A 26,913-nucleotide genomic window follows, 5' to 3' on the forward strand; every position below is an offset into this window, starting at 1 on the left:
GTCGGCAGTTCTGCCGACGGGCCAGCGGCGTTTTAAGTCAATAATCCGTGTTGAAGCGATTTCGCTCGGTATGGTCGTCGGGTACTGCGACCCCTGCCGCCGGTCGTGCGACGTCATCGGCGGTACCGCGACCGGAGGGAACGAGACGGTATGCGCTTCGTGCGGCTGATCGCCGGGATACTCCTGCTCACGATCGGACTGCCGGTGCTCCTCGTCGGCGGTGCACTGTGGACAGTTTCTGAACAGCGGGGCGGCGACGGGGCCTTCGCCGGCACCCTGGACCGGATCGAGACCGGCGGGCACGCCGTCGTCGTACCCGACCTGGCCGCGATGCTGCGCCGGGACGCACCCTTCGTACGCGCTGGCCGGACCGGGCTGCGGGTCGTGGCGCGTACCGGGGCGGAGCCGGCCTTCCTCGGCCTCGCGCCCACCGCCGAGGTCGCCACCTACCTCGCCAAGTCGCCGTACGCCCGGCTCGACCGGGTCAGCGTGACCCGGGGCAGCCTGCCGGTACGCATCGCTCCGGCCGACGAGCCGGCTACCGCAGCCGCCCCCGCTCTCCCCGGCGAGCAGGCACTCTGGCTCCGCAGCGGCCTGGGCACACTGGACCTGACCGTCGACGACGTACGCGCACCCCGGCTCAGCCTCGTCGTCATGCGCCCGGACGCGGGAGCCGGCGTCGTCGCCGACCTGCGCGCCGAGGTACGCCCCGGCTGGCTCGACCCGGTCGCCTGGAGTTCCCTGGCCGTCAGCGGCCTGCTGGTGCTCTTCGGCGTCGCCCTGCTGGCCCGGCCGATCCGTCCCCGCGAGGTGGTCTTCGTCGTCGAACCGAGCCAGATACCGGCGCTCACCGCCCGGCTCGGCATCGCCGCCCTAAACGAGATCGGGCACCGAGGCGAGCGGAGGAGAGTGGAGCGTCCAGCGGAAGTGCCGGCCCAGGTCGGCAGTGGGCCGGAAGAGGCGCGGAGCCGTCCGGTGCCGTCGAGGCGACCCGCGACGCTGGCGGACGTGGTGACGCCGGCCGGCGGCGTCACGGTGGCGTGGCCGGGTCCAGGGGCCTCGTCGCGCCTGGTCTGGCCGCCGATGAACCCGCCGGACCCTGTGCGGTCGTCGGATTCTGTGGTGTCGTCGGATTCTGTGGTGTCGTCGGCCCCTGTGGCGTCGTCGGATCCTGTGGCGTCGTCGGATCCTGTGCGGTCGTCGGATCCTGTGGAGTCGTCGGCCCGTGTGGTGTCGTCGGAACCTGTGGAGTTGTCGGAACCTGTGGAGTTGTCGGAACCTGTGCGGTCGTCGGAACCTGTGCGGTCGTCGGGCCTGGCTGGGTGTTCGGACTCTGTTGGGTCGTCTGGGCCGGTTGGGTCGCCAGGCTCGGTGGTGGTGGCGGCGCAGTCCGCCCGTGCGCCAGCCCCGGCACCGGCCCCCGCGCCAGTACCCACGCCACCGCCCGCACCGGTGCCGGCACCCTCGCCGACGCCGCCGTTGCCGGCCCCGGCACCGCCGATGCCGGCACCGCCCAGGCCGGCCCCTGTCCCAGCGGCCAACGTCGCCCCGAGACAGGCCGGCGCGCCGGCCACGGTACGTGCGCGATCGCGGGACGACCGGCCGGTTCCGGTGCAGCCCGTACCGGAGGCCGAGGACCTGTCCGGGCTGCTCTCCGGCGAGGAGGAGCGTGTCCGGCGGGTCGCGCTGCGTCCGGCGACCCCGGGGGCGGCAGCCTACGATGCCGACCAGCCGCGTACGGGGCGTACCGGGCTGAACAGGCCGAGGGGCTACGAGCCGGCGACCAGATCGGCAGCGATGGACGCTCCGACGGGGCGGAACGGTGGCAACGCCGCCCCTGGTTACCGGCAGGATCCCGTACAGGAGAACGAGCCGGCCGGCTTGGGGCACGACATCAGGCGGTCCAGTCCGAATCCGGCGCCCCGCTGACCCCACTCCCCGGCCCTGTTCCACCTTGTGCGGGCCTGGGCCGGGCTGACCGAGCGCGCTGCCCACGATCCCGAGGGCGCCGATCGCGAGCTGCGGGTGCTCGTCGGGAGCCGAGGGCTGAGGGCTGAGGGCCGAGGGCCGAGGGCTGAGGACGCTGGTCGCGAGTCGGCTTCACTGATCGCGGGTCGGCTGGGGGTTGGGCTGTGCCGACCGCGAGGTGGGTTTCGCCGCTGGCGTGTCTCCGACCGGGTGACCCTGTCGAGGGAACGCGAGGGAACGCGAGGGGACGAACGGCGGGTGGCCCCCCGCGCTGCCGACACGGGGGGCCACCTTCACCGGGGGATCGGTGTACCGAAGGGACGTTTCAGATGTGTCCCTAGATTAACCGCATCGAGGCGTACTAGATAGATCTGTCCATTTGGCGCAACTTCTGCTACTGCCGGCTACTTGGTTCATGTTTCGGGGTGTCGGCTTCCGTGCCCGTACCCGGTGACGCCCGGCGGATCGGCAGCACGAAGAGCAGCAGCAGCGCGAAGAGCACGTAGAGGTTGCGCAGCAGGAACTCGCCGGGCGCGTCCGTCCGGTCGAAGGCGCGTCCCCAGTCGTAGTACGAGACCACGCCGTACACGATCGCGGCGGTGAGTAGCGCGGCGAGCGCCAGCAGCGCGAACCTGCGGCGGCGGCCGGCCCGGCCGTCGGGCGGATCGGGCGGCTGTGCTCCGCTGGACCGTAGTCCGGCGTCGACCAGCACCACCACGGCGGGAATGAACCAGTACGCGTGATGGGTCCAGGTGATCGGGCTCACCAGGACGGCGACCAGACCGGTCAGGGTCAACCCGGCGAGTTCGTCGCCGGCCCGGGCAGCCCGGGCGGCCCGCCACAGCCCGTACGCCGCGGCGGCGACCACCAGCACCAGCCAGAGCACCTGGTTGGGTTCTCCGGGCGTGGTGAAGCGGCTGAGCAGCCCGAAGAGCGACTGGTTGCCGGTGTAGTCGGGCCGGCCCACCCGGTCGGTCAGCCAGAGCTCGTGGGTCCAGAACCGCCAGGAGTCGCTGGGGGCGATGGCCGCCGCCAGCAGCGTCGCGACGGCCGCCGTCGCGGACGAGACCAGCGCCGCCCGCCACCGCCGGGTGACCAGCAGATAGACGATGAAGATCCCCGGATAGAGCTTGAGCGCCGTCGCCAGCCCGATCCCGACGCCGGCCCAGCGCGAGTTCCGGGGTACGGCGAAGAGCAGGTCGGCCAGGACCAGCACCACGAGCAGCATGTTGATCTGCCCGAAGATGATGGTCTCCCGGGTGCTCTCCACGGCGAAGGCGAGTGGTACGGCGAGTCCCGCCGCGAACCACCGGGACACCCCGCGCCGATCGGCGATCGCCGAGACGAGCCACCAGGTGGTCACCAGCAGGGCCAGTACGGTCAATACGGTGAAGATGGCGGCGGTGGCCCCGATCGGCAACCCGGCGAAGGGACGCAGCAGCAGGGCGGTGAAGGGCGGGTAGGTGAAGTACAGCTGGCCCTGCAGATCGTCTGCCTGCACGTAGTCGTAGAGCGGGTTCCCGTCCGCCCACCACCGCATCGCGCTCATATAGATCTTGAGATCGTAGAAGTTGTGCGGGGTGCTGAGTAGATAGAGCAGCGGCACCGCCGCGGCGACCAGCACCACGACGATGATCTGGCGTGCGGTGCGGCCGCCGGGATCGTCCTCGTCGGTGGCGGATGGCACGGGGGGATCGGCTGGCACGGGAAAACCCTAGCGGTCCGTTCTGTCCACAGCGTTGAGGCGCGGTTGCCGAGGCTACGCGTAGTCTGATCGTCGTGGCTGATCTTCTCGTCTGGGTCGACTGTGAGATGACCGGACTCGACCTCGGCAAGGATGCCTTGATCGAGGTTGCCGCGCTGGTCACGGACCGTGACCTCAACGTGCTCGGTGAGGGTGTGGACGTGGTGATCCACGCCGACGAGCAGGCGCTGGCTGGCATGCCGGAGATCGTGCGGGCGATGCACGAACGCTCCGGCCTGACCGAGGAGGTTCGCCGCTCGACGGTGAGCCTGCGCGAGGCCGAGGACCTGGTGCTGGAGTACGTCACCTCGTTGGTCAAGGACCCGCGTACGGCACCGCTCTGCGGCAACTCGATCGCCACCGACCGTGGCTTCCTGGCCCGCGACATGCCCCGACTCGACGCCCACCTGCACTACCGCATGATCGACGTCTCGTCGATCAAGGAGTTGTGCCGTCGTTGGTACCCCCGGGTCTACTTCGGGCAGCCGGCCAAGGGGCTGGCCCACCGGGCCCTGGCCGACGTCCGGGAGAGCATCCGGGAACTCGAGTACTACCGCCGGACGATCTTCGTACCGCTGCCCGGCCCGGACGTCGACGCCGCCAAGGCCATCGCCGCCGAGCTCTGAGGGCCTCGGCCCGGCGGTCCCGCCGTCGTCCCGGACAGGGTGCAACCCGGTCGACGGCGGGGGGAGGGGTGTGGCTATCATTGGTCGTCGCCCTGCCGGGTCCGCTGATCCGGTTGTGGCGGATGTTCCTGATCAAACTGAACATGGTGGCTGTAGCTCAGTTGGCAGAGCACCGGGTTGTGGTCCCGGGTGTCGTGGGTTCAAATCCCATCAGTCACCCTCATGCCGGATCTCGCGATCCGCAGGTCGAGACAAGACCCCCTCCTCCGAGGGGGTCTTGATCGTTCTGGGGCAGCTAACCGCGATCGATCCGAGGCCCGCTCCTGCTCCCGCTCCTGCTCCCGCTCCTGCTCCCGCTCCCGCTCCTGCTCCCGCTTCCGCTTCCGCTTCCGCTCTTGCGAGACGCCCTCGCCCGCTCCGGACGGTTCCGGGAGGGCGAGGGCGTCTTCGGTGGGCGGTGGGCGGTGGGCTGTGGGCGGTGCCGGCGGGCTTGTCGCCGGTTCAGCCCGTGGCGGTGCCGGCGGTCGGCTCGGCGGTCGGTGCGGTCGCCGTCTCGCCGACCGGGATCGCGCTGCCCTTGACGTACTCGTCCCAGCTCATGTTCCAGTCGGTCCAGCCGTTGCCGTTCTGCAGCTTGCGCTCGGTGCCCTTCACCACGATCGGGTCGCCGACCCGGGTCTGGTTGAACAGCCAGCTCGCGTTGGCGGTGGACATGTTGACGCAGCCGTGCGACACGTTCGTACGCCCCTGCGAGGCGACGGACCAGGGCGCGGCGTGGATGAACTCGCCGCCCCAGGTGAGCCGCTGGGCGTACTCGATGTCGGTGATGTAGCGGTTGGCCGGGTTCGGGTCGTCCATGGTGTTGAAGACGGTCTTCTTCAGCTTCTCGATGACCACCATCGTGCCGCTGGAGGAGGGGGTGCTCTTCTTGCCGAGGCTGATCGGGATGGTCTTGATGACCTTCCCGTCCTTCTTGACCGTCATCTTCTTGGTCTTGTTGTCGACGGTCATCACCACCGCAGGCCCGGTCTTGATGTCGACGGTGAGGTCGGACCGGCCGTACCAGCCGTCGCCCATCGGCAGCCCGCCGGCCTGGATCTTGTAGAAGATCTTGGTGTTGGCCTTCCAGTACGTCTTCGGGCGGTAGCGCACCTCGGTCGGGCTGACCCAGTGCCAGATCCCCTCCTGGGCCGGGGTGGCCTGCACGGTCATCCGACGCTGCACGTCGTCCCGGTAGTCCTCCGGTACGGCCCGGCTGAACTTGACGATCAACGGCATGCCGACCCCGACCGTCTGGCCGTCGCCGAGGAAACTGGTCACCCGGATCTGCTTGCCGGGCTTGGCCATGGTGGTGAAGGTGCTGGTCGTCGTCGCCGGCTTGCCGTCGTCGCCGGTCGCGGTCACGGTCGCGGTGTACGTCGTACCGTATTCGAGCGCCTTCTCCGGCAGCCACGTCCCGGTGGCGGTGAGCGCACCCTTGACGGCCTCACCGGCCGCGTTCTTGACCTCGACGGTCGTCTCGACGGCATCCTTGCTGCTGAAGGCGATCTCCGCCGAGGCGGGTACGTCCTTGGCGTCGGCCGCCGGCGCGGTGATCGTCGCGGAGGCCTTCGGCTGCTGCTCGGCCTCGCTGCCGCCCTGGAACGAGGGCCCGGCGCCCTTGTCGCCGTCGCCGGTGCAGGCGGTCGCGGTGACCGCCAGGGCCCCGGCGATCAGGACCGAGGCGAGGGCACGCAGCGGCGCGGGTCGTCGTACCCGCGTCGCCGGACCCCGGTCGGAGGTACCACGGGTCATCTGATTCCGGCCTGGTCGCATGATCCCCTCACACTGCTGTTTTCCACAGCTGTACCCACTCGGTCCCCACGGTCATCCTCTCCCAAAGACGTCCGTGAGCAAGTTTTCGTTTCCTCCCGTGCCGTAGAACACCATCGGATCAGGTCGATTCAACCGGTTGGTACCTCAATGTCGACCGAAGTCGTCCTCGATCCGTCCTCGATCCGTCGTCGGTCGGTCGTCGGTCGATCGTCGGTCCGTCGTCGGTCCGTCGCCGTGCTGGCCCAGGTCAGGCGCCCAGGTCGGCGGGGACCGGCAGGGCGCTGCCCTTGACGTACTCCTTCCAGGGCAGGTTCCAGGCGGTCCAGCCGTTCCCGGAGACCAGCTTCCGCTCGGTACCGGTGACCGTCACCGGGTCGCCGGTCTTGGTCTTCTCGAAGAGCCAGCGGGCGTTCGCGGTGGAGACGTTGACGCAGCCGTGCGAGACGTTGCGTCGCCCCTGGTCGCCGACCGACCACGGAGCGGCGTGGATGTACTCCCCGCCCCAGGTCAGTCGCTGGGCGAAGTCGATGTCCGTCACGTACCGGTTCGCCGGGTCCGGGTCGTCGCGGGTGTCGAAGACCGTGGACTCCTTCTTCTCCATCACCACCATGGTGCCGCTCGACGACGGGGTGCTCTTCTTGCCGAGGCTCACCGGGATGGTCCGGACCACCTTGCCGTCCTCGATGACGGTCATCTTCTTGGTCTTGTTGTCGACCTTCATCTCGAACCTGTTGCCGATCTTGGCGGTCGCCTTGCGGTCGACGTTGCCGTACCGGCCGTTGCTCAGCGGGATGCCCTCCAGCCCGATCCGTACGCTCAGCGTCGTCCCCGGCTGCCAGTACTCCGGAGCGCGGTAGTAGGCCTGGGTCCCGTTGGAGACCCAGTGCCAGGCGCCGGGCTGCGGCGGGTCGGAGTCGACGAACATCCGCTGCTGCACCTTGGCCCGGTCCTTCTTGGCGATGCCGGGAGAGAACTCCACCACCACCGGCATGGCGACGCCGTAGGTCTTGTCGTCGAAGAGGTAGAGGCCGGAGCCGATCACCGACCTAGGCTTGGCCATGGTGGTGAACGAGGTGGTCTTGGTCTCGGTCTGGCCGGAGGGAGAGGTCGCGGTGACCTGCGCGGTGTAGGTCTTGGCGTACTTCAGCGGCGCCGCCGGCACCCAGGACGAGCCGTCCGGCCGCATCGCGCCCCGGACCGCGCCGCCTCCGGCGAGGGTCAGGCTGACGTTGCTGATCTTCCCGCCCTTGACGCTGGTGCCGATCTCGATGCTCACCGGCTGCTTCTTGGCGCCGCTGGCCGGGGTGATCGCGAACTCGAGCGGCTCGGCGGGTGGTGTCGGGGTCGCAGACGCTCCGGCCGCCCCGCCGTCACCGCTCACGAACTGCGGCTTCTCGTCTCCGTCGCCGCCACACGCCGCCAAACCCAGCGGCGCGCCGACCACCAGAGCGATGATCATCGCCCAGGTGCGCGTGCTCCTGCCCATCCCCACCTCGGTCCACTCGAATCCCGGGAGACATCGTGCACTATCGGGGCCACAGTTTTGACCCCGGACGCCAAACCTATGGGAGGAATGCCCGTTTTGCCGGCTCGGGTCGGCTCCTCGTCGCAGGAAGGGGAACTGGTTGGAAGCTCCTCCCGCAGCCGTGTTAGGGTTTCTCCCGTTGTCAGCGAGCGCCGCTAGCTCAACTGGCAGAGCAGCGGACTCTTAATCCGCGGGTTCGGGGTTCGAGTCCCTGGCGGCGCACCAACGATCAAGGCCTTGATCTGGGTTCCCACCTGGATCCGGGCCTTTTTCATTGCTGCCGGCGTGCCCGGGGTGCTCGACAAGTGCTCGGGAGCCGTTGGACCGGGCGGCATGGCCGGGACACACCATGCACTCGCGAGCACCCCGCCGAGCCCGTGGTGGACAGTTACCCTGGCCATGTGGGGGCGCAGTCACGGGTTCGAGTTCAAGGGGACCTCTACCACCCGGTCGTACCGTCCGGTGCCGTCTATGTCGGGCGGCAGGGGTTCGGGTTGCGACGTTCTCCCTGGGCCAATCCGTTCAGCCTCCGCAGTCATGATCGGGCTGAGGCGTTGCGCCTGTATCGGCAGTGGCTTGTGGGACAGCCGGCGCTCGTCGAGCGGGCGAGGCAGGAACTCGCGGGAAAGCAGTTGGCGTGTTGGTGTCACGTCGAGGATGCCTGCCACGCTGATGTGCTGGCCGAGATCATCGGTTGATGCGTAGTCGATATCGAGCGGTGGGTCGTCTGGGTGCGTAGACACCGCCGATGCTGAAGGACTGTGGTCTTGCCGCTTGATTGCCCACGTAGAAGGCGACGTCGCGGTCGGCGGCGCAGAGTTGGTCGAGGAACTTGTGTCTGAGTTGATCCGCAGCCTCCGCGTCGGTGAGCTGGGTCAGACGACGTTGGAGGGCGACGAATTCCCAGTCCCAGAGGGTCTGCTGATGACCGCGGCAACGGCGGTCCGCACATCGGTAGCGGTAGACACCGGTGAATCGTGGTGCCTGAAGCGGGCTGGGCTTGGGCGGCTCCAGTAGGTCGAGCTGGTTGAGGTAGCGAGCGATCTTCTTGTGGTCCTCCACCGACCAGCCAGGATGGCGCTTGACCTGTAGGGCCGAGATGTCGGCGGCGCGAATCAATGCGATCGATCGTGCGCTCGGGTCGTCGCGGGCCTGCTCGTTGAGCCGGCACATGGAGTCTTCGACGAGTGGATCGAGGAGATTTCGACGTGACTGCTGGTTGGTCAGGTGCTGCTCGGTGGTGATGGTGTCCACGATCGGCTTCCAGCTCTCGCGGCGCTGGTCCTGCCGGGCCGGCAGTGCGTCGAGGCGGACGATGTCGTACTTACGGAATCTGCTGTCGTCGGCCAGATCGCGGAAGTGGATCGGGTAGAGCCGAATCCAGCCTGTCCAGGGCGTTTCCAGGCCGAGCGCGCCGACGCAGACTGTCTCCCCGTAGCGGGCGGAGGGATTGGGAGCCGCCTTCACGGTGATCAGGAGGCGGAGTGTCACTGGGCGGGTCAGTACCGGCTTCGACGGCGGATCCTCGTCCGCGCCGGGTCCCCACAACGGAAGCTGTCCCAACAGAACCACCAACATCGCTCAATGTGGCTTCCTGAGCACTCCTCGTTACATAGGTAGTTTCACATCTAAATCAACGGGGCGCTAGCCATCGAAGGCGACCTGGCCTCTGCCTGAGTCCACCTGAGGGTTGTGGTGACCAAAGCCGTCAGGCGTCAAGGTGCGCGCAGTGTTCCAGGAGCTCGCGGTGTTCCAGGAGCTCGTGGTCGACTGCGGCGGTGTGCCAGAGATCCTTGGCCTTGCCCTCTACAGTGGAACTTGTACCGACAGCGTCGATGGCGTGGTCCGACTGTCAAGGACCTGAGCGAGGTGCCGGTGGGTGAAGTGTGTGAGTCGGTAGATTGGAATCCGCTCGGCTCGGCCGGGGCACACTCCCAACTAGCCGGCTTGGTCGCCGGTCTCGTCTTCGCCGGCATAGTCATGCTGATCGATAGAGGAACGTCGAAACGCGCGTCTGGCGAGGCCTTGACGATGTTCATCGCCGGTCTGGTCACCTTCGCTCTGGACAGCTTTTTCTTTGGCGTCATCGCCGGTGAACGGACCTGTCCCCGGGTCTGGACGCAGACGACGGTGGCGGCTGGAATGCTCGGGGTTGGTTCGCTCACCCTGTTCACCGGATTAGCGTGGCTGATCGCCGGGCGCAGCGAGTTCGAGTCCCCGCTCCGGTTCATCCGGGTGACTGCGTACGGTCTGTCCCTGGTGACCGTCGGGCAGTTGACGGTGACCGCGCACGACTATCTGAGGGATGTTCGGCCCGAGGGCATGTACCCCTGGCTCGACTGGCTGGTCCGGGCGTGGTCGGTGCTGGTCGCGCTGGTCGTTGTCGGGCACGCGTTTGCTCCCCGACTTCGTTACGGGGCGCATCGCGCGGTGACCCATGCGGCCTACCTCGGGATTGCCTACGTTTTCAGCTGTGCGGTCATCTTCGGTCTGTTGACCACTGTAGATCGGGGCTACTGGGCGGACGGGGTCCCGCCAGGCGTGTTCATCGCCGCCGCTCTCCTGTCGGTCATGCTGCCTGGCGTGGTGGTCGTTGTCCAGTTGATGGCCTTTCCATCGGCGACGGTGGCGGTGCGACCGCCGGTCGCTCCGGCGCTGCCCGCTTCCCGCGAGCCGGCGTCTCCGGGTGGCAAGCGGCTGGCCGTGGAAGCCCCGGCTGATTCCGAGTCGCCGCCTGTGGTTGCCGACCCGCCGGCAACATCAAGTGATCCGCTCTAGGCCGCGACACACGAGACGACCACCGCAAGCTCGACAACGACGCCCGCCGCCAGCTCGGCGTCGGTCGCGCCGACGTCTCAGGGGCGTGGCTCGGTCGGCGTACCGGTGCGGCAGCCGCAGGTGCCGGGCCGAGGCCCTTCGCCAGCGCGCCATCCGCGAGTGCCGACGCCGGAGCAGACCGGTGAGCAGGAGTAGCGGGGCGAGCAGGAGCAGGGGCGGAGCAGGGACACCAGAGCCACCGGCGTCGATGCCCGGACGGACGGTTCCGACTCGACCTCATCCGGGCCCGATGGGCGGACTGCCGCGGTGCGCTCACGGAAGCTACGTCGAATGGCGAGGGGGGTCCGGGGGCTCGGGCTATGGAGCGATCCGGTACGCGCGGATGACTGTCTGCTTCACCGAGTTGTTCGCCGAGTCCGTCACCGTCGCCCGCAGGGAGACGAACCCGGACGTGTTCGGGTGCCGCACCGCGACGGTCCGGGTGTTGCCGGATCCCGTGACCGTGGCGTTCCTCCACGATCTCCCGTCGTCGGTCGAATACTGCACCGTCACCTTCCGCACGCTGCCGGGCGTCGAGCCGGGCTGGGCCGCAAGCGTCGCCGGGAGCCTGAAGGCCGTACCCGCCCTCGCGACGTTGCTGTCGTCGAGAGCCGGCCGGAACGACACCGTCCAGAGCGGAAGTCGTACCGGAGTGCTTTCGCTCGCGGTGCCCGAGCGGAACGTCCAGACGGCGGTGACCAGGGTGGAGAGCTCAGCCGGCGCCATCGGTTCCACCCGGCCCTCCAGAAGGAAGGTCGACCGGGTGGCCGGCACCGTCACGTCGGGCCAGGGGCCGTCGGTGCTGTCGGCGATGACCGTCCCGTTGCGACGGAGCGTGTACCGCGGCGTGGCGTTGCTCCACCCGGAGTGGCCGGATCCGTCGCCGATGAGCGTCGGGTCCAGATGGATGGTGTCGCCGGTACGGTGCACGCCGTCGGACGGCAGCAGCAGCGCGGAGTACGACGGGCCGAGCACGGGCTCGTTCCACCCCTCGGTGACGATGGTCCCGGCGCGGTAGGCGCGTGGTGCGCCCTGCAACGAGATCGTCGAGGTGCGGGTCGCCGGATGATGGTCCCCGAAGGTCGAGAACCAGCGTAGACCGGCGGCGGCGCTGTAGTACTCGGTGTGGGTGAAGGGAAGGTCGAACTGGATCGCGAACTGGCCGGCCCAGCGCTGCTCCCCGAAGGACGGGTACGACGTCTTGTTTCCCCGGGTGTTCGGGGTGCTCTCGCCGAGTCGCGCGTCCACCCGGGCCAGCGACGCGGTCGAGTGGGTCTGGGTGAATCCGGTCGGTACGTACTGCTCGAACCGCCGCACCAGGTGGTAGCTGCGGGGCGAGTTGACGAAGTCGCCGCCCGGCCCGGGCACGGCCAGGGTGATGTTCAGGAAGCTGGTCAGCCCGGGGGTGCGTTGCTCGGGGTCGACCTGGCCGAAGGCGAGCGGCCGACCGCCATCGAGCAGGTTGCTGTACGACCGCATGTTGCCGGCGTTGTCGCGCCACCAGTATCCCAGCTCCACGCTGACGGTCCCCTCGTTCGGGTCGTCGGTGATGTCGACGTCGACCGGCCGCCCCCGCCGGGCATCGAGGGTGATGGTCTGGTCGCCGTCGATGCGCACGCTCGGGTCGACCAGCATCGTCTGCCGGGATTCGAAGTCGGCAGAGTCGGTGATCCAGGACTGGAGGAGGTACGTCCCCGCCCGGATGTACCGGGTGATCGGCTCGCTCTCGGTGCCGAGGAAGTAGTCCTCTCCGCCGTCCAGGGAGAAGAGGATCGTGCTGCGTTCGCTGGTCGGCTCGCCGACGCTGTTGAGGTGCCGGAAGGTGACCTCCCCACCGGCGACGGCGCGGTCGACCGCGTACGGGGTGACGACGCGTACGCCGTCGGCGGCCGTCGCCGTGATGGTTCCGCCGTAGTGCCCCTCCGGGCCGTTCAGCGCGGTGTCGGCGGTGAACCGTACGGCGGCGCTGCCGCCCGCCGGCACGGTTACCGAGGAGGCGCCGAGGGAGAACATTCCGGCCGGCGCGGCCGAGCCGTTCGGGTCCCGGGTCGTCAGCTCCAGGTTCAGGGTGATGGCGGAGGTGCCGGTGTTCGTGTAGGTCACGGTGCGGTCGAGCACCGGGTCGTCGTGGTGCGGGTGCTGCTGGCGGCCCAGGCTGAGGCTCGGCGGGTCGGCGAGCAGTCGCTGGTCGTACCCGCGGGCGATGTCGAGCCGACCGGCGCCCTGTTCGATGACCGGTGTCGGGTCGTGGGGTTGGGCCGAGCCCAGCAACGCCGACTTGAGCTGTGTCCCGGTCCACTCCGGGTTGCGCTGGGCGAGGATCGCGGCCGCGCCGGCCACGTGCGGCGCGGCCATCGAGGTACCCTCGTTCGCCACGTAGAACTCGCCGGGTGGCGTCGAGGGTGCGGTGGAGCTGGCCGCCGCGGTGATGCTCACCCCGGGCGCGGTCAGGTCCGGCTTGATCGCGGTGTCGCCGATGCGCGGGCCGCGGGCGGTGAAGTAGGGCAGGAAGTCGTCGTCGCCGACGGCACCGACCGACAGTGCCGCGTCGGCGGTACTGGGGGTCTCCACCGTCATCTCGCCGGGACCGCGGTTGCCGGCCGAGACCACGAAGAGCGTGCCGTACTGCGCGGTGAGGGTGTTGACGGCCTGCTCCATGGGATCGACGCCGACGGTGTCGAGCCCGCCGAGGCTGAGGTTGACCACGTCCGCGCCCTGCTGCGCGGCCCACTGCATGCCGGCGATGATCGCCGACTCCGGGCAGTTGTTCGAGGCCGCCGCGGTGCAGACCTTGCCGTTGAGCAGCGCGGCGCCGGGTGCCACGCCCCGGCGGGTACCGTCGGACGCCGCGCCGGTGCCGGCCGCGATCGAGGCCACGTGCGTCCCGTGGCCGAGCAGGTCCCGGGCATCGGCCTCCGAGGTGAAGTTCCGTGCGGCGACGACCTTCCCGGCCAGGTCGGGGTGGGTGGCGTCGATGCCCGAGTCGAGTACGGCGATCTTCGCACCGGTCCCGTCGTAGCCGGCGGCCCAGGCCGTCGGCGCACCAACCTGGGGCACGCTGCTCTCCAGGTGCAGGTCCAACCTGCGGTCCAACCACACCCGGCCGATCTCGGCGCGCAGTTTCCGCCGGCCGGCGCCGGTGGCGACCTCGGTGGTGATCTCGTTCCAGAGCTTCGCCGCCGTGCCGGGCGACGACTCGACCGCGGCGCCGCGCACGCTGGGCAGCTCCCGGGTGAGTCGCGCGCCGCCCTTGGCGAACCGCCCGCGCGCCGCTGGGCTGTCGCCGATCCTGGCGTACGTCACGATCAGCGGCGTGCCCCCGCCCCGGCTGTCGTAGCCGTACTCGGCGAGCGTCGTCACGTCGAACAGGTTCCGGTCGAGTTCGCCTCGCGCCAGAAGGTCCTCCGCGTCGGACGGTACGACGTGGACGTGCCCGTCGGGGTCGCGGTAGGTGGCGAAGTTGATGCCGTCCCGGCCCTCGCCGGGCTCGATCCCGACCGCGCCGGTGGGGTTGAGGGTCACCCGGTCACCGGTGACGAGTACGAGGTCCCGGGCCACCTCGCCAGCCCCGGCCACGCCCCCGGTCAGCGGGCCAGCGCCGGCCGCGCGGGGGCCGGCAGTACCGGTCGGTGAGGCAGTACCGGTCGGTGCGGCCGTACCGGCTCCCGGGCCGACGCCGGCCGGGAGCAGCGAGCCGACCAGAACGGCGGCCAGCAGCCCACGCCAGGGTCCTCGTCGAGTGCGCATGAATCCTCCCGTACGTCATGCGCATGCCTTCGTCCGTAGTTCACCGGAACGGAAGCGATGCGAGGGTGGCCGTCCTTCCCAGCCAAGGTAGTCCGTCGGGAAAGGATGGAAAACAAGCGACCGGCATCGATCTCCGACCCCGACATCGCGTCCACGGTCGTGGGTTGTCGCGCCGATGGCCGACAGCCTCGGGCCACGTACCCGCGATCCCGGTCCAACTAGGCGATGCCAGCGGCGGCGGCCTGGATCGATTGGTGCAGGCCCGGAACGATCGGTCCGCTCTGTTCGGCGAGTTGCTCGATGCGTTGTTTGTTGGCGCGTCTGGTCCTGCGGTCGAGGACGAGATCGAGGCCACCGGCGGCGACGATCGCCACGGTTGCGGCGTCGGCGGGGTCGATCCGGTCGAGGGGTTGGTTCAGGGCGGCGTCGACCCGGCCGAGGAGTTCCTCGCGGACGCGCGGATCGTGGATGGTCACCTTGGTGACGGGGAAGAGCCCGAGGACCTTGTGGGGCTGGAGGCGGACCCAGCCGTGCTCACCGAGCTGCTGGCGTACCGCGCGGATGGTGGCGTTCTGGCGGCGTTGCATCCAGTGCTGCCAGGTGTCCGGCTTGGCGTTGGCGATCTCCCCGAGGAGCGCGTCGAGCACCGGATCGTGGCAGGGGTGCGGAACGCCGATGGTGGCGCGGCCGCGTTCGTCGGTGAGGTGACCACTCCGGTAGAGGTCGGCGAGGGCTGCGGCCCGGAGCAGGATGCCGAGGTTGACGGTCAGGCTGAGCCTGCCCTTGGCGGGGTTGTAGGCGAGCACGAAGATGCGCTGGGGGAGGCTGCCGGGTACGCCCATGTCACGCCTCCTTCGGCTCGGGTGTGCCGGGGGACACCGCGATGCCCCTGGTCAGCGCCGCATGAACGAGCCGGGTGGCCTCGTTGGTGTCGAGCCCGACGGTGTCGGCCGGACGTCGGCCAGACCGTGCCCGGCCAGCCGCACGCCGGCCCGCTGGATCTCCGCCGGACGCACCGGCGGGTCGACATCCGGCAGGGTTTCCTTCGGCATGACGCCTCCCGATGTCGCAAACTTTGTCTCAACATGGTGAGTCAAAGTTTGCGACAAGTCAATCGACGGCGGAAGCGGTGAGGGTGCTCCTTCGTTGAATCTGGGTCAACGGTCGTAGCCCGATCATGGCTTGGTCGGCGTCGGCGGTTCGCGAATCGTTGAGGGCGTCACCGGGCCGCTGGTATCCCGCCGACGCGGAACCGACGACAACCACCGACCCTCGTCACCAACACTCCTGGAGTACCGATGTCCCTGGCCACCACCACCACCACCGTCGGCGCCTCGGCCGAACCCGCGACGGACGGACGTCCAGCGCCGTCCCGGCGTACCGTCGTCCTGCTCGCGGCGGGCGTGCTCGCCGGCCCGCTCTTCCTCGCCACGACCCTCGCCCAGTTCGCGGTGAAGGCCGACGTCGACCCGAGGATCCACCCCCTGAGCATGCTCAGCCTGGGTGCGGCGGGATGGATCCAGATCGCCAACTTCATCGTGGCCGGCCTGCTGGTACTCGCCTCGGCGGCGGGCCTGCGCCGGATGCTGCGTGGCAGCCCGGCCGGCACCTGGGGCCCGATCCTCATCGCCGTCTACGGGGCGGCGCTGCTGACGGGTGGCGTCCTCGTCGTCGACCCCGGCCACGGCTATCCGGCCGGTGCGCCCGCCGGGCCGCCCGAAGAGCTGAGCTGGCATGGCACGCTGCACATCCTCGCCAACCCGCTGATGGGGCTGGCGCTGGTCGCTGCCGCCCTCGTCTTCGGGTACCGCTTCCGGCGCACCGACCGACGTGGGTGGGCCGCGGTGAGCTACGGCACCGCCGTCGCCTACCTCGGGTTGACCGTCGTCGGGATGGTGATCCCCGACTACCGGGTCATGCTTGCCGGGGGTGCCCTCGGCTGGCTGTGGGCCTCGGCGACGACCGGACAGATCCTGGCCGCGCGACCTCGTCGGCCGGTCAACCCTGCGGCAGGGCGGGCGCGCTAGTTCGGGGGAACCCTTTCGCAGGTGGGGCCGCCCGGAAGAGGAAATTTCCGGGATGGTGTCGTATCAGGGCGTGGCCGTTCGTGGAACTCGTGTGTGGCAGCTGGTCAGGCTGCCGGACCGGAGGAGCCGGACAGGCCCTCAGCTCGGACGCAGGAGGAGACGACATGCCGGAGTACCTGATCACTTTCAACGACGAGTGGGTGCCTGAGCACACGGCGGAGCAGTTGGCCGAGAAGGCCACGGCCGCCCGGGCCGTGGTCGACGAGATGCTGGCGGAGGACGTCCTGATCTTCAGCAACGGCGCGCTCGACCGGTCCACCGCGGTCTGCGGTGTCGAGTCGGTCGACGGCAAGCCCGTCTTCACCGACGGGCCGTACGTCGAGACCAAGGAGCACCTCGGCGGCTTCGCCGTCGTGGACGTACCCGACGACGAGACGGCGCGATACTGGGCCGGCCGGCTCGCCACCGTGCTCGACTGGCCGCAGGAGGTGCACCGGTTCCCCCGTCCTGGGTGGGCCCGGCGCACCGGCTCCGGAGCGGAGTGAGCCCGGTGCCCAGGTACCTGCTGTCCGTCCACGGGACGGCCGAGCGCACCGAGCCGGGCACCCACCCGCAGCACGAGGCGATGCCGGAGGCGGTCGTCGACACCGGCGCCTTCGACGAGAGGCTTCGGCGGGACGGTCACCTCGTCTTCGCCGGCGGCCTGGAGCCCGCGACGACCGCCACCACCGTCGACGGGCAGGGCGGGAGACCGGTCTTCACCGACGGGCCCTACCTGGATACGCCGGAACACCTCGGCGGCTTCTGGGTGGTCGAGGCGGCCGACCTCGACGTGGCGCTGGCGCTCGCCGTCGAGGGGTCGAAGGCGTGTCGCGGCAGGATCGAGGTGCGGCCCTTCCGCACCGCGGAATCCGTACCAGCGCTGCCGACGCCGTGACCGGTCCCACCGTCGAGCAGGCGATCATCCGTGCCCACCAGCAGGAGTGGGCGCGGGTGGTCGCCGACCTCGCCCGCCGGTGCGGCGACCTCGACGTCGCCGAGGAGGCGACGGCCGAGGCGTTCGCGGCGGCCGCGGAGCGGTGGCCGCGCGACGGCGTACCGCCCAACCCCGGCGGGTGGCTCGCCACCACCGCGAGACGCAAGGCGATCGATTGGCTCCGTCGCGAGTCACAGCGCGACGCCAAACACCAGGCGGCCCGAATCGTGTACGACGACACCCCTGCGGAACCGACCGGCCCGGTCGAGGACGTCCGGCTCAGACTGGTCTTCACCTGCTGCCACCCGGCGCTCGCGATGGAGTCCCGGGTGGCGCTCACCCTGCGTCTGGTCGGCGGCCTCACCGTCGCCGAGATCGCCCGCGCCTTCCTGGTCCAGGAGACCGCGATGGCGCGCCGGATCACCCGCGCCAAGACGAAGATCAAGGCGGCACACATTCCCTACCGGGTACCGTCGGCCGCCGACATCCGCGAGCGGCTCGCCGGCGTACTCGCGGTCGTCTACCTCATCTTCAACGAGGGCTACCTGGCCGGTGCGGGGGACGACCCGGTACGCGTCGACCTCACCGACCGGGCGATCCAGCTCGGCCGGCTGCTCCGGACCCTCCTCCCGGACGACGGCGAGGTGGCCGGCCTGCTCGCCCTGATGCTGCTCACCGACGCCCGGCGACCGGCGCGGCTGTCCCGCAGCGGAGAGCTGGCGACCCTCGACGAGCAGGATCGCGACGCGTGGGACCGTACCCTCATCGCCGAAGGCAGGGCCCTGGTTCGGGAGCGGATCGAGGCGGTGGCGGCCGGCGGTGACCCAGCCGGGCGCTACCAGTTGCAGGCCGCGATCAACGCGGTCCACACGGAGGCCCGGTCCGCCCGAGACACCAACTGGCCGGCGATCGTGGCCCTCTACGGCCGGATGGTGCTGATCGACCCCTCGCCGATCGTGCGGCTCAACCGCGCGGTCGCGGTCGCCGAGGTCGACGGCGCCGGCGCCGGGCTCGCCGAGATCGACCGGCTCGCCGAGGTCCTCGACGGTTACCACGCCTTCCACGCCGCCCGCGCCGACCTGCTGCGGCGACTCGGGCGCGGCGGCGAGGCGCGGGCGGCGTACGACCGGGCCATCGGGCTGGCCGGCAACCGCGCGGAGCGGGCCTACCTGACCCGCCGCCGCGACCAGCTCGCCGGCTGACCGACACGCCCGGCCAGCCTGTTCCGGCACCCCGCACGGCGGGCCCGACCACTTCCGGACCATGCGTACGGGGCGCGGCAGGGACCGACGCAACCCTGTCGGCGACCGACTCGTTGGTGCCACAGGGGCGGACGGGGGCGGGCGATGGTGGCGGGACGCGGTGCCGAACTGCTGCGCTCTGCGACGACCTCGGGACGCGCCACCTTCCTGGAACTCTTCTTCGACCTGGCCTTCGTCGTCGCCCTCACCCGGGTCTCGCAGCGGTTCGCCGACCTCGGCGACGACTCCGGTTGGACGCTCGTCGCCGGGCTCGGTCGTACCCTGCTGCTGTTCCTGGCACTCTGGCTGATCTGGTCGCACACCATCTGGATCACCAGTCGCTACGAGCCGGAGCGGTCGGTCATTCAGGCGGTGGTGGTCGGCACCATGTTCGCCGCCCTGGTGATGGCGGTGGCGCTGCCGCGCGCCCTGGAGGAGCGGGCGTTGCCGTTCACCGTCGCGTACCTGATGGTGATGGTGGTGCGGCCGCTGGTGGTCGCCGTCGCGCTGCGTGGCCACCCACGCCGGCTGGTGCCGTTTCGGCTCGCCGCCTGGGCGGCGGTTTCCGCGCCGCTCTGGCTGGTCGGCGCGTTGGGCCCGGACTGGCTTCGCCTGCCGCTGTGGGCTGCCGCGCTCGCCGTGGACTATCTCGCCTGGGCCCTGGGCTGGCCGCTGCCGTGGCTCGGGGCCGCGGCGGTCGGTCGCTGGCGGATCGCCGGGGAGCACCTGGCCGAGCGGCACCAGCAGATGTTCCTCATCGCGCTCGGTGAGTCGATCGCGATCATCGCCGTCGTATTCAGTGGCGTGAACTACTCCGCGGAGCGCGCCGCCGCCTTCACGGTCGCCTTCGCCACCAGCGCGCTGCTGTGGCGGATCTACTTCCACCGCGCCGGTCTGTTGCTGACCGAGGCGTTGGGACGGGCGGGTATGCCCGGCCAGTTGGGTACGGCGTCGGACCGGACGCACGGGTTGGTCGTGCTCAGCGTGCTCGTCACGGCGGTCGGCTACGAGTTGGTGATCGCGCACCCGTACGGGCCGCTGCGGCCGACGTGGCTGTTGTTCGTGGTGGGTGGTCCGGTGCTCTTCCTCGCCGCCCGGGTGTGGCTGGATCACCAGATCTTCGGCCGGATCTCCCGGTCCCGGATGGTCGGCTTGGCGGTCCTGCTGCTGGTCACGGCGGCGTTGGCCCGCTGGTCGCCGATGGTCGGACTGAGCGTGGTGGCCGGAGTGCTGGCCCTGGTCGCGCTGCTCGACGCGGTGCGGAATCGGCAACGGCCACCGGAGGAGCTCGCCTCGCCGATCGGCCGGGGGACGCCCGGCAGTCACGGACCCGAGGCATGACCGCGCGGAACGACGACGCCGCAGATCCGCCACCGGAAGACGCCGCATATCCGCCACCGGGAGCTGCCCGGCGGCCGCCCCACGGACGAGGTGCCGGCGCGACGGATGAGGCGCCGGCCTGACGGATGGGCTGTCCAGTCGGCGTTCAGCCGCTGTCCAGTGGTCTGGGCCAGACTACGCCGGCAGTTCGACCTATGCCGATGCGAACTGACCGAGGGAGGGACATGATGCGAAGACGCCTTCTCAATGGCCTGCTGGCCGGGTGCCTCGCCGTATCGATGGTGGTGGGCGGGTCCGCCAAACCGGCCAGGGCGGTGGACGCGTCGTTCTGGATCAACGTCGCCGTGGCGGTGGCGGGCAGCTTGTTCGGCGGCGGTGGCGGCGGGGTGACCCCGGCCCAACTGGAACGTGCGAAGCGGGAGATCCTCGGCGCGATCAACCAGTCGCAACAGGAGATCCTCGCCCACATCGACGGCATCGCCGCCGCCGACGTGCGCGCCTGCGCCCGCTCCAACACCCTCCTGATGCCGAACATCGACCAGATGGACATCTACACGCTGTCGGTGTTCCTGGACAGCTCGCTCAACTGCGCGACCCTGTCGTCGGCCTACTTCGACGCCGTGCAGGACCTCGGCGCGGCGGACCACATCGCCCGGGTGATGGGCGAGATCTACTCGATCGCGATGGTCACGTTCGCGAAGTTCGGCTTCGACAGTACGCCCCTGCTGGACGACCTGATCGCCAGCTACGAGGCGGTGCTCAACAAGATCAAGCCGGCGTGCGGACACTCCTACGGCACCATCTGGGACCCCGAGTTCGCCTGGGTCACCGAACACACCTACGCCTGCCGGGCGCACACCGGCGACGTCGAATCGTGGACGGAACTCCAGGCCGGCTCACAGCTCATCAACCCGATCGACTACGCCTTCGTCGAGACGAACGTGATGCGCAACACCGTACGGCCCTCGATTCTGCGGGAACTGCCGCGGCTGAAGCAGATTCGGGCCGGGGCATGAGGCGCCGGGTCCTCGCGGCCGTGATGGGAATGCTCCTGTTCCTGACCGGCACGGCGCGACCGGCCGCGGCGGCGGACTTCAACCGGTACCTCGACATGATCCGGGTGACGGCGGTCTTCCTGGACTCGGCCGCCGACGGGCTCACCCCCGCCGAACTCGTCCAGTTCACCCAGGACATCAAGGGCGCGCTGGCCGGCGTCGAAACCGACCTGTTGACGCAGCTCAACAACCTGCAGATCGCCGACGTCAGAAGCCAGGTGCGGTACGCGATCAACGGCGCACAGATGATGGACGTGCCGCCGCTGCTCCCGCTGTACGTGAACACGGTCTATCAGGGGACCAACAACGCGCGCGAGAAACTCACCGAGTTCGACGGCGACGCGGAGCGGGACATCGTCGGCAAGGCCCTGATCGCACAGTGGGAGGTGCTGCTCATCGCCCAGGCCAGGGTCCCCAACATGAGGGTCATGTACGCCGAATACCAGGAGGCGCTCGAACACATCATCCGCAACGTCAGGCCGACCTGTAAGGACTCCATCGACAACCCGACCGGCACGCTCACCCACACCTGCACGTTCAACGGCCGTACCGTGACGGGCCAGGAACGAACGGTCGGTGGCCGGGCCGAACACCACTACGGTGACTACAACTGGCAACCCGGCGAGTTGAGCCGCCCCACCATCGTCGACCGGACGATGGCGGAGACGGCGCTGGACCTGGCGGAGCGGGCGCTCGCCGACCTGCTCCGGCCGCGCCCCTGACGTCGCCGAACCGGGTGCCCTGCGTCACGCGGGGCACCCGCCTCGGTCTGCGGGGGATGCCGGCCGGGGCGAGATGGTGCGGCGCGCGGGCGCGGGCGGGTGTGACGCCGATGGATCTCCGTGGCCCGAGGGGTGGGTTGCCGAACCTGCGGTGAGGTGTCTGAGCAGGCGGTGATGTGTCTGAACCGGCGGTGATGTGTCTGAACCTGCGGTGAAGTGCGGGGTAACTCCGGATCGCCGGGGTCTCGGCGCGGGCCGTCGTCCGATAGATTGTGAGTTCGTTCGATCGCACGGCTGTGTGACGTGTGACTCTCCGGTCCGACGTGAGGTCGGGAGACCCGGGCCGAGACTTGATTGATTCCAGAAAAACCGCGAGACTTCACGGCGTGCCGACGACGTCCGACTTCGAGAGCATGCTGCGGGGGGCCTCGCTACGGGTGACGCGCCCCCGGGTCGCCGTGCTCTCCGCGGTGCACGACCGTCCGCACGCCGACACGGATTCGATCATCGGTGTCGTCCGCGAAAATCTTGGTGAGGTCTCCCGCCAGGCCGTCTACGACATCCTGCACGCGCTCACCGCCGCGGGTCTGCTGCGGCGATTCGAGCCGACGGGCTCGGTGGCGCGCTACGAGACTCGGACCGGGGACAACCACCACCATCTCGTCTGTCAGTCCTGCGGGGCCATCGTCGACGTCGACGGCGCGGCCGGCTACACCGCCTGCCTGACCCCCGCCGACGGGTCCGGCTACCGGATCGACGAGGCCGAGGTCGTCTATTGGGGCAGGTGTGCCAGATGTGTCGCGGCGGCCTCCGCCGCGCCCGACGACTGATCGGACACGCCGCCCGCCCGGCACGACCGCCCGGACAATCTTGGACCCAAGCAACCAACGGCACGAGCAAACAGTTAGCAGACCGAGACAGGAAGGACAGACGTGTCTGATAAGAAGGACATGACCGAGAGCGTCAGCGAAAGCGAAAATCCCGCAATCCCGGCGCCCACCGCCAAGGCGACCCGCCCCCGGACCAACCGGGACTGGTGGCCGAACCAGTTGGACCTCTCGGTTCTGCACCAGCACTCGCCCCGGTCGAACCCGATGGGCGAGGACTTCGACTACGCGGAAGAGTTCAAGAAGCTCGACGTCGAGGCGCTCCGGCGGGACCTCTTCGAGCTGATGACGACGTCGCAGGACTGGTGGCCGGCCGACTACGGCCACTACGGGCCGCTCTTCATCCGGATGAGCTGGCACGCCGCGGGCACGTACCGGATCGCCGACGGCCGGGGTGGTGGCGGCAGCGGTTCGCAGCGGTTCGCGCCGCTGAACAGCTGGCCGGACAACGCGAGCCTGGACAAGGCGCGCCGGCTGCTCTGGCCGATCAAGCAGAAGTACGGCCGCAAGATCTCCTGGGCGGACCTGCTGGTCTTCGCCGGCAACTGCGCGTACGAGTCGATGGGGTTCAAGACCTTCGGGTTCGGGTTCGGACGCGAGGACATCTGGGAGCCCGAGGAGATCTTCTGGGGCCCGGAGGACACCTGGCTCGGTGACGAGCGCTACAGCGGCGACCGGGAACTCCAGGGGCCGCTCGGCGCCGTACAGATGGGTCTGATCTACGTGAATCCGGAGGGACCTGCTGGCCACCCGGACGCGTTGGCCTCGGCCCGGGACATCCGGGAGACCTTCGGCCGGATGGCGATGAACGACGAGGAGACGGTGGCGCTGATCGTCGGCGGCCACACGGTCGGCAAGGCGCACGGTGCGGTCGACCCGCAGTACCTCGGCCCGGAGCCGGAGGGCGCCCCCATCGAGCAGCAGGGTCTCGGCTGGAAGAACTCCTACGGCACCGGCAAGGGCGCCGACACCCTCACCAGCGGGCTGGAGGGCGCCTGGACCAACGAGCCGACCAGGTGGGACAACGGCTTCCTGGACAACCTGTTCAAGTACGACTGGGAGCTGACGACGAGCCCCGCCGGCGCCAAGCAGTGGCGGCCGAAGGACGCCTCGGCCGACGGCACCGTGCCGGACGCACACGATCCGTCCAAGCGGCACGCCCCGATGATGCTGACCTCCGACCTGGCGCTGAAGATCGACCCGATCTACGGTCCGATCGCGCGGCGGTTCTGGGAGAACCCGGACCAGCTCGAGGAGGCGTTCGCCAAGGCGTGGTTCAAGCTGCTGCACCGTGACATGGGGCCGGTCTCGCGGTACCTCGGCCCCTGGGTCCCGGAGCCTCAGCTGTGGCAGGACCCGGTTCCCGCCGTCGACCACGAACTGGTCACCGAGGAGGACATCGCCACCCTGAAGGACAGGGTGCTGGAGTCCGGGCTCTCCGTCTCCCAGCTGGTCAGCGCCGCCTGGGCCTCGGCGGCCAGCTTCCGCAGCACCGACAAGCGCGGCGGTGCCAACGGCGCCCGGGTGCGGCTCGCCCCGCAGAAGGACTGGGAGGTCAACAACCCGGCCGAGCTGGCCACGGTGCTGAGCACGCTGGAGCGGATCCAGCAGGACTTCAACGGGGCACAGACCGGCGGCAAGAAGGTGTCGCTCGCCGACCTGATCGTCCTGGCCGGCTGCGCGGCCGTCGAGCAGGCGGCCCGGAACGCCGGGCACGACATCAGGGTCCCGTTCGCGCCGGGGCGTACCGACGCGTCGCAGGAGCAGACCGACGTGGAGACCTTCGCCGTCCTCGAACCGAGGGCCGACGGGTTCCGCAACTACCTGCGGGCCGGGGAGAAGCTCTCGCCGGAGACCCTGCTGCTGGACCGGGCGTACATGTTGAGCCTGACCGCCCCCGAGCTGACGGTGCTGATCGGCGGCATGCGGGCGCTGAACGCCAACACCGGGCAGGCCCCGCACGGGGTCTTCACCGACCGGCCGGGCGCGTTGACGAACGACTTCTTCGTCAACCTGCTCGACGTGCGCACCGAATGGCAGGTCGCGGAGTCGGCCGAGAACGTGTACGAGGGCCGGGACCGCTCCACGGGCGAGCTCAGGTGGACGGCCACCGCCGTCGACCTCGTGCTTGGATCGCACTCCCAGCTCCGGGCCAACGCGGAGGTCTACGCCGCGTCGGACGCGAGCGAGAAGTTCGTGCGTGACTTCGTGGCCGCGTGGGACAAGGTCATGAACCTCGACCGGTTCGACCTGGTCTGATTTCCGAAGTTCCCGATCTCCGGGCCGGCCGCCTCGCGGCCGGCCCGGACGTCTTCGAGCGCCCACCAGGACAGCGGCGGCATCGACGCCGCAGCCGACCGCTAGGCCGAGGACGGGCCGGCCAGCATCGGGTACCGGGGCCGGGCGCGCAGCTCCTCCGCCAGCAGCCGGGCGAACCTGGGCATCCGGTACCGGCCGTGCTGGGTGAAGACCATCAGGTGGGTACGGACCAGCTCGTCGAGCACCGCCTCGGTGGTCGCCTCCGAGGCGCCGAGCCGGCGGGCCGCGTCGGCCAGCGCGAACTCCCCGCGTTCCGCGAGCCGGGGGAACGCCCCTCGGGCCTCGGCGCCGAGCGTGCGGAGCACACCGACCAGCCGGGAGCGGAGGCTCAGGTCGTCGACCTCCAACTCGCCGAGGGCCCGACGGTCGTCCCGGAGCCGGTTGATGAGCGCGGCGGCGGGCAGCGTCGGCTGGTCGATGAGCCGGGCCGCGGCGATGCGCAACGCCAGCGGCAACCCGCCACACAGCACCGCGAGATGGTCGAGTTCCTCGCCGCCGCGCTCCCGCCCGAGCATGCCGCGGAGCAACTCTGCCGAGTCGGCCACCCCGAGCGGCCGCAGCGCGAGCCGCCGGGCGGCCGGGATGACGCCCAGCGGGTACCCACAGGTGATCAGCAGACAACAGCCGGTCGCCAGGGAGAGCAGCGGCCGGACTTCCGCGGGTGTGCTGACGTTGTCCGCCAGCAGCAGCAGGCGCCGGCCGGTGCTGGCGGTACGGAGCAGGTCACCGGCCTCCAGCACGTCGTCGGGCAACTGGGCGACGCTGAGCCGGCGCAGTACCGCCTGGATCGGGCTGGTACCGGCGCGCCCGCCGCTCGGCCACCCACGCAGGTCGAGATAGAGCTGCCCGTCCGGGTACGCGTCGGCCAGGTCGTGCGCGGCGCGCTGGGCGAGCGCCGAGGTGCCCACACCCGGCGGACCGTGCACGACCTCGACCCGTGCCCCTGACCCGCGCTGCGGGGTCAGCAGAGCGGCGCGCAGCTCGGCGAGGACCTCGTCCCGGCCGACGAGTGCCGGCGGCTCGGGCACCCGGTGCACGATCGGGTACCACTCCGGCCGGGGCGTCGCGACCACGAGACGGTACTGCCGGCCCGGCCGGCCCGGCGGGGCGCCGCCGACGGGGCGGGCGTCACCGGCCGGGGTCGCGTCGTGGGTCGGGATGGTGTCACCGGCCGGGGCCGCGTCGTGGGTCGGGATGGTGTCACCGGCCGGCGGGCTGGCGGCGGGGCCGGATTCGGGCCGGATCGGGGTCACCTCGGCCGGTCCGGTCGCCTCGCCACCGATCGCGACCGGCTCCCACTTCAGCAGCGACCGGTACAGCTCGGTCAGCTCCGGGTCCGGCTCGATGCCGAGCTCGTCGCGGAAGACGCTCGCCGCCGACCGGTAGCCGGCCAGTGCCAGGTCGTGTTCGCCGAGGCGGTGGTGGGCGAGAATCTTGAGCCACCAGGCCCGGCTGCGCAGCGGCGCGACCGCCAACAGGTCGTCCAGGTCGCGTACCGCCCGGTCCGGCTCGCCGACCGCCACCCGGGCCTCCGCGACGCGTTCCACCGCGCGTAGCCGTTGCTCGTCGAGGGCGTTCAACCAGGTGCCGACCGCACCGTGTCGCGGCACCCCGGCCGCGGCTTCGGCGCCGCGCCAGAGCTGGAGGGCCCGCTCCAGCAGTTCGATGGTCCGCCTCGGCCCGGCCGTCTCGGCGTACGCCTCCGTGACGAGCTGGGCGAAACTGAGGTGGTCGCAGTCGGCCTCCGTCACCCGGAGCAGATAGCCTCCGGACTCCCGCTCCAGCCGTACCGAGCTGCCGCGCAGGAGATCACGCAGGATCTGCACGTACGTCCGGATGTTGGCCACCGCCGAGCGGGGCGGCTCCGCGTCCCACAGCGCCGCCACCAGGCGGTCCAGGCTGACCGACCGGTTGGCCTGGGACAGCAGGGTGGTGAGGAGGCTGACCGGCTTGCACCCCCGCACCGGGTGGATCCCGCTCGGCAGATGCACCTCGATCGGACCGAGCACGCGCACCGTCAACCGCATGGCCGCCTCCCCCGACAGTCGACCCATGTGAGGTATGCGTACCACGGGAGATGGAGAGCTTCAATATCCACAGCGG

At 70.1% G+C, this 26,913-nt stretch carries 21 protein-coding genes and 2 tRNA genes; 15 read left to right on the plus strand and 8 right to left on the minus strand.

From position 1 onward, the window contains the following. The first annotated feature begins 150 nt into the window (after positions 1–150). Positions 151–1,929: a DUF963 domain-containing protein gene (locus C6W10_RS37975; protein WP_199853918.1), complete on the plus strand. Its 1,779-nt coding sequence runs from the start codon at positions 151–153 to the stop codon at positions 1,927–1,929. A 433-nt stretch (positions 1,930–2,362) separates the two neighbouring features. Here C6W10_RS37975 and C6W10_RS12520 read toward each other — a convergent pair whose 3' ends face one another. Then, positions 2,363–3,673, minus strand: a complete 1,311-nt coding sequence (locus C6W10_RS12520; protein WP_107258214.1) for a glycosyltransferase family 87 protein — start codon at positions 3,671–3,673, stop codon at positions 2,363–2,365. Positions 3,674–3,741: 68 nt separating this feature from the next. On the opposite strand from C6W10_RS12520, the gene orn reads away from it, so the two are divergent. Both orn and C6W10_RS12530 read left to right on the plus strand, forming a co-directional pair. Beyond that, positions 3,742–4,338, plus strand: coding sequence for an oligoribonuclease (orn, locus tag C6W10_RS12525; protein ID WP_107258215.1), 597 nt, complete (start codon positions 3,742–3,744; stop codon positions 4,336–4,338). A 146-nt stretch (positions 4,339–4,484) separates the two neighbouring features. Then, positions 4,485–4,557: transfer RNA gene (locus tag C6W10_RS12530), tRNA-His, on the plus strand. Positions 4,558–4,839: 282 nt separating this feature from the next. Here the strand turns inward: C6W10_RS12530 and C6W10_RS12535 are convergent. Continuing rightward, a complete protein-coding gene (locus C6W10_RS12535; protein WP_369938319.1) occupies positions 4,840–6,132 on the minus strand; it encodes an Ig-like domain-containing protein in 1,293 nt (430 codons plus the stop codon). 268 nt (positions 6,133–6,400) lie between these two features. Next, the gene (locus C6W10_RS12540) at positions 6,401–7,639 is read right to left on the minus strand and encodes an Ig-like domain-containing protein (RefSeq protein WP_107258217.1); all 1,239 of its coding nucleotides are present in this window, start codon (positions 7,637–7,639) and stop codon (positions 6,401–6,403) included. 188 nt (positions 7,640–7,827) lie between these two features. Between C6W10_RS12540 and C6W10_RS12545 the strand changes: the two genes are divergently transcribed. Then, a tRNA-Lys gene (locus C6W10_RS12545) sits at positions 7,828–7,903 on the plus strand. Positions 7,904–8,079: 176 nt separating this feature from the next. After that, positions 8,080–8,376 (plus strand): DUF4326 domain-containing protein, encoded by a 297-nt coding sequence (locus C6W10_RS39695; RefSeq protein ID WP_159104563.1) that lies wholly within the window; start codon positions 8,080–8,082, stop codon positions 8,374–8,376. Here C6W10_RS39695 and C6W10_RS12555 read toward each other — a convergent pair. Beyond that, positions 8,366–9,256, minus strand: a complete 891-nt coding sequence (locus C6W10_RS12555) for a hypothetical protein (RefSeq protein WP_107258219.1) — start codon at positions 9,254–9,256, stop codon at positions 8,366–8,368. The genes C6W10_RS39695 and C6W10_RS12555 overlap by 11 nt on opposite strands. A gap of 369 nt (positions 9,257–9,625) precedes the next feature. On the opposite strand from C6W10_RS12555, the gene C6W10_RS12560 reads away from it, so the two are divergent. Next, positions 9,626–10,456: a hypothetical protein gene (locus tag C6W10_RS12560; protein WP_107258220.1), complete on the plus strand. Its 831-nt coding sequence runs from the start codon at positions 9,626–9,628 to the stop codon at positions 10,454–10,456. A 357-nt stretch (positions 10,457–10,813) separates the two neighbouring features. Here C6W10_RS12560 and C6W10_RS12565 read toward each other — a convergent pair whose 3' ends face one another. The 3 genes from C6W10_RS12565 to C6W10_RS37255 form a co-directional block, all read right to left on the minus strand. Next, entirely contained in the window at positions 10,814–14,242 is a 3,429-nt protein-coding gene (locus C6W10_RS12565; protein WP_159104564.1) for a S8 family serine peptidase, read from the minus strand. Between the two features lie 218 nt (positions 14,243–14,460). After that, positions 14,461–15,084, minus strand: coding sequence for a GPP34 family phosphoprotein (locus C6W10_RS12570; protein ID WP_107258222.1), 624 nt, complete (start codon positions 15,082–15,084; stop codon positions 14,461–14,463). Between the two features lie 51 nt (positions 15,085–15,135). Next, positions 15,136–15,294, minus strand: coding sequence for a hypothetical protein (locus C6W10_RS37255; protein ID WP_159104565.1), 159 nt, complete (start codon positions 15,292–15,294; stop codon positions 15,136–15,138). 246 nt (positions 15,295–15,540) lie between these two features. Between C6W10_RS37255 and C6W10_RS12575 the strand changes: the two genes are divergently transcribed. The 9 genes from C6W10_RS12575 to katG all read left to right on the plus strand — a co-directional run bounded on the left by C6W10_RS12575 (position 15,541) and on the right by katG (position 24,750). Next, the gene (locus C6W10_RS12575; protein ID WP_107258223.1) at positions 15,541–16,269 is read left to right on the plus strand and encodes a DUF998 domain-containing protein; all 729 of its coding nucleotides are present in this window, start codon (positions 15,541–15,543) and stop codon (positions 16,267–16,269) included. A gap of 164 nt (positions 16,270–16,433) precedes the next feature. Then, complete coding sequence (locus tag C6W10_RS12580) at positions 16,434–16,814, plus strand: YciI family protein (RefSeq protein WP_107258224.1); 381 nt, start codon at positions 16,434–16,436, stop codon at positions 16,812–16,814. Between the two features lie 5 nt (positions 16,815–16,819). Next, the gene (locus C6W10_RS12585; RefSeq protein WP_234361726.1) at positions 16,820–17,206 is read left to right on the plus strand and encodes a YciI family protein; all 387 of its coding nucleotides are present in this window, start codon (positions 16,820–16,822) and stop codon (positions 17,204–17,206) included. Then, positions 17,203–18,447 carry an RNA polymerase sigma factor gene (locus C6W10_RS12590; protein ID WP_107258225.1) on the plus strand — a complete coding sequence of 415 codons (1,245 nt, stop codon included), beginning with the start codon at positions 17,203–17,205 and terminating at the stop codon, positions 18,445–18,447. The genes C6W10_RS12585 and C6W10_RS12590 overlap by 4 nt, the downstream gene beginning before the upstream one ends. A 144-nt stretch (positions 18,448–18,591) precedes the next feature. Next, positions 18,592–19,827 (plus strand): low temperature requirement protein A, encoded by a 1,236-nt coding sequence (locus tag C6W10_RS12595; protein WP_107258226.1) that lies wholly within the window; start codon positions 18,592–18,594, stop codon positions 19,825–19,827. Positions 19,828–20,051: 224 nt separating this feature from the next. Further along, positions 20,052–20,843: a hypothetical protein gene (locus tag C6W10_RS12600; protein WP_159079479.1), complete on the plus strand. Its 792-nt coding sequence runs from the start codon at positions 20,052–20,054 to the stop codon at positions 20,841–20,843. Further along, positions 20,840–21,604 (plus strand): hypothetical protein, encoded by a 765-nt coding sequence (locus tag C6W10_RS12605; RefSeq protein WP_107258228.1) that lies wholly within the window; start codon positions 20,840–20,842, stop codon positions 21,602–21,604. The genes C6W10_RS12600 and C6W10_RS12605 overlap by 4 nt, the downstream gene beginning before the upstream one ends. A 413-nt stretch (positions 21,605–22,017) precedes the next feature. Then, complete coding sequence (locus tag C6W10_RS12610) at positions 22,018–22,434, plus strand: Fur family transcriptional regulator (protein ID WP_304598420.1); 417 nt, start codon at positions 22,018–22,020, stop codon at positions 22,432–22,434. A gap of 120 nt (positions 22,435–22,554) precedes the next feature. After that, positions 22,555–24,750 carry a catalase/peroxidase HPI gene (gene katG, locus C6W10_RS12615; protein WP_107258230.1) on the plus strand — a complete coding sequence of 732 codons (2,196 nt, stop codon included), beginning with the start codon at positions 22,555–22,557 and terminating at the stop codon, positions 24,748–24,750. Positions 24,751–24,851: 101 nt separating this feature from the next. Here katG and C6W10_RS12620 read toward each other — a convergent pair whose 3' ends face one another. Next, positions 24,852–26,837: a BTAD domain-containing putative transcriptional regulator gene (locus C6W10_RS12620; protein WP_159104566.1), complete on the minus strand. Its 1,986-nt coding sequence runs from the start codon at positions 26,835–26,837 to the stop codon at positions 24,852–24,854. Between the last annotated feature and the right edge of the window lie 76 nt (positions 26,838–26,913).

Origin of the sequence: Plantactinospora sp. BB1, assembly GCF_003030385.1 — a bacterium.
In the GTDB taxonomy this organism is placed as follows: Bacteria; Actinomycetota; Actinomycetes; order Mycobacteriales; family Micromonosporaceae; genus Plantactinospora.

Coding starts and splice junctions, on each gene's coding strand:
- C6W10_RS12565 (WP_159104564.1), bottom strand. CDS start 14,242: ATGCGCACTCGACGAGGACCCTGGCGTGGGCTGCTGGCCGCCGTTCTG.
- C6W10_RS12580 (WP_107258224.1), top strand. CDS start 16,434: ATGCCGGAGTACCTGATCACTTTCAACGACGAGTGGGTGCCTGAGCAC.
- C6W10_RS12605 (WP_107258228.1), top strand. CDS start 20,840: ATGAGGCGCCGGGTCCTCGCGGCCGTGATGGGAATGCTCCTGTTCCTG.
- C6W10_RS37975 (WP_199853918.1), top strand. CDS start 151: ATGCGCTTCGTGCGGCTGATCGCCGGGATACTCCTGCTCACGATCGGA.
- C6W10_RS12610 (WP_304598420.1), top strand. CDS start 22,018: ATGCTGCGGGGGGCCTCGCTACGGGTGACGCGCCCCCGGGTCGCCGTG.
- C6W10_RS37255 (WP_159104565.1), bottom strand. CDS start 15,294: ATGCCGAAGGAAACCCTGCCGGATGTCGACCCGCCGGTGCGTCCGGCG.
- C6W10_RS12575 (WP_107258223.1), top strand. CDS start 15,541: ATGTCCCTGGCCACCACCACCACCACCGTCGGCGCCTCGGCCGAACCC.
- C6W10_RS12540 (WP_107258217.1), bottom strand. CDS start 7,639: ATGGGCAGGAGCACGCGCACCTGGGCGATGATCATCGCTCTGGTGGTC.
- C6W10_RS12555 (WP_107258219.1), bottom strand. CDS start 9,256: ATGTTGGTGGTTCTGTTGGGACAGCTTCCGTTGTGGGGACCCGGCGCG.
- C6W10_RS12570 (WP_107258222.1), bottom strand. CDS start 15,084: ATGGGCGTACCCGGCAGCCTCCCCCAGCGCATCTTCGTGCTCGCCTAC.
- C6W10_RS12600 (WP_159079479.1), top strand. CDS start 20,052: ATGATGCGAAGACGCCTTCTCAATGGCCTGCTGGCCGGGTGCCTCGCC.
- C6W10_RS12620 (WP_159104566.1), bottom strand. CDS start 26,837: ATGCGGTTGACGGTGCGCGTGCTCGGTCCGATCGAGGTGCATCTGCCG.
- C6W10_RS12595 (WP_107258226.1), top strand. CDS start 18,592: ATGGTGGCGGGACGCGGTGCCGAACTGCTGCGCTCTGCGACGACCTCG.
- katG (WP_107258230.1), top strand. CDS start 22,555: ATGACCGAGAGCGTCAGCGAAAGCGAAAATCCCGCAATCCCGGCGCCC.
- C6W10_RS12535 (WP_369938319.1), bottom strand. CDS start 6,132: ATGACCCGTGGTACCTCCGACCGGGGTCCGGCGACGCGGGTACGACGA.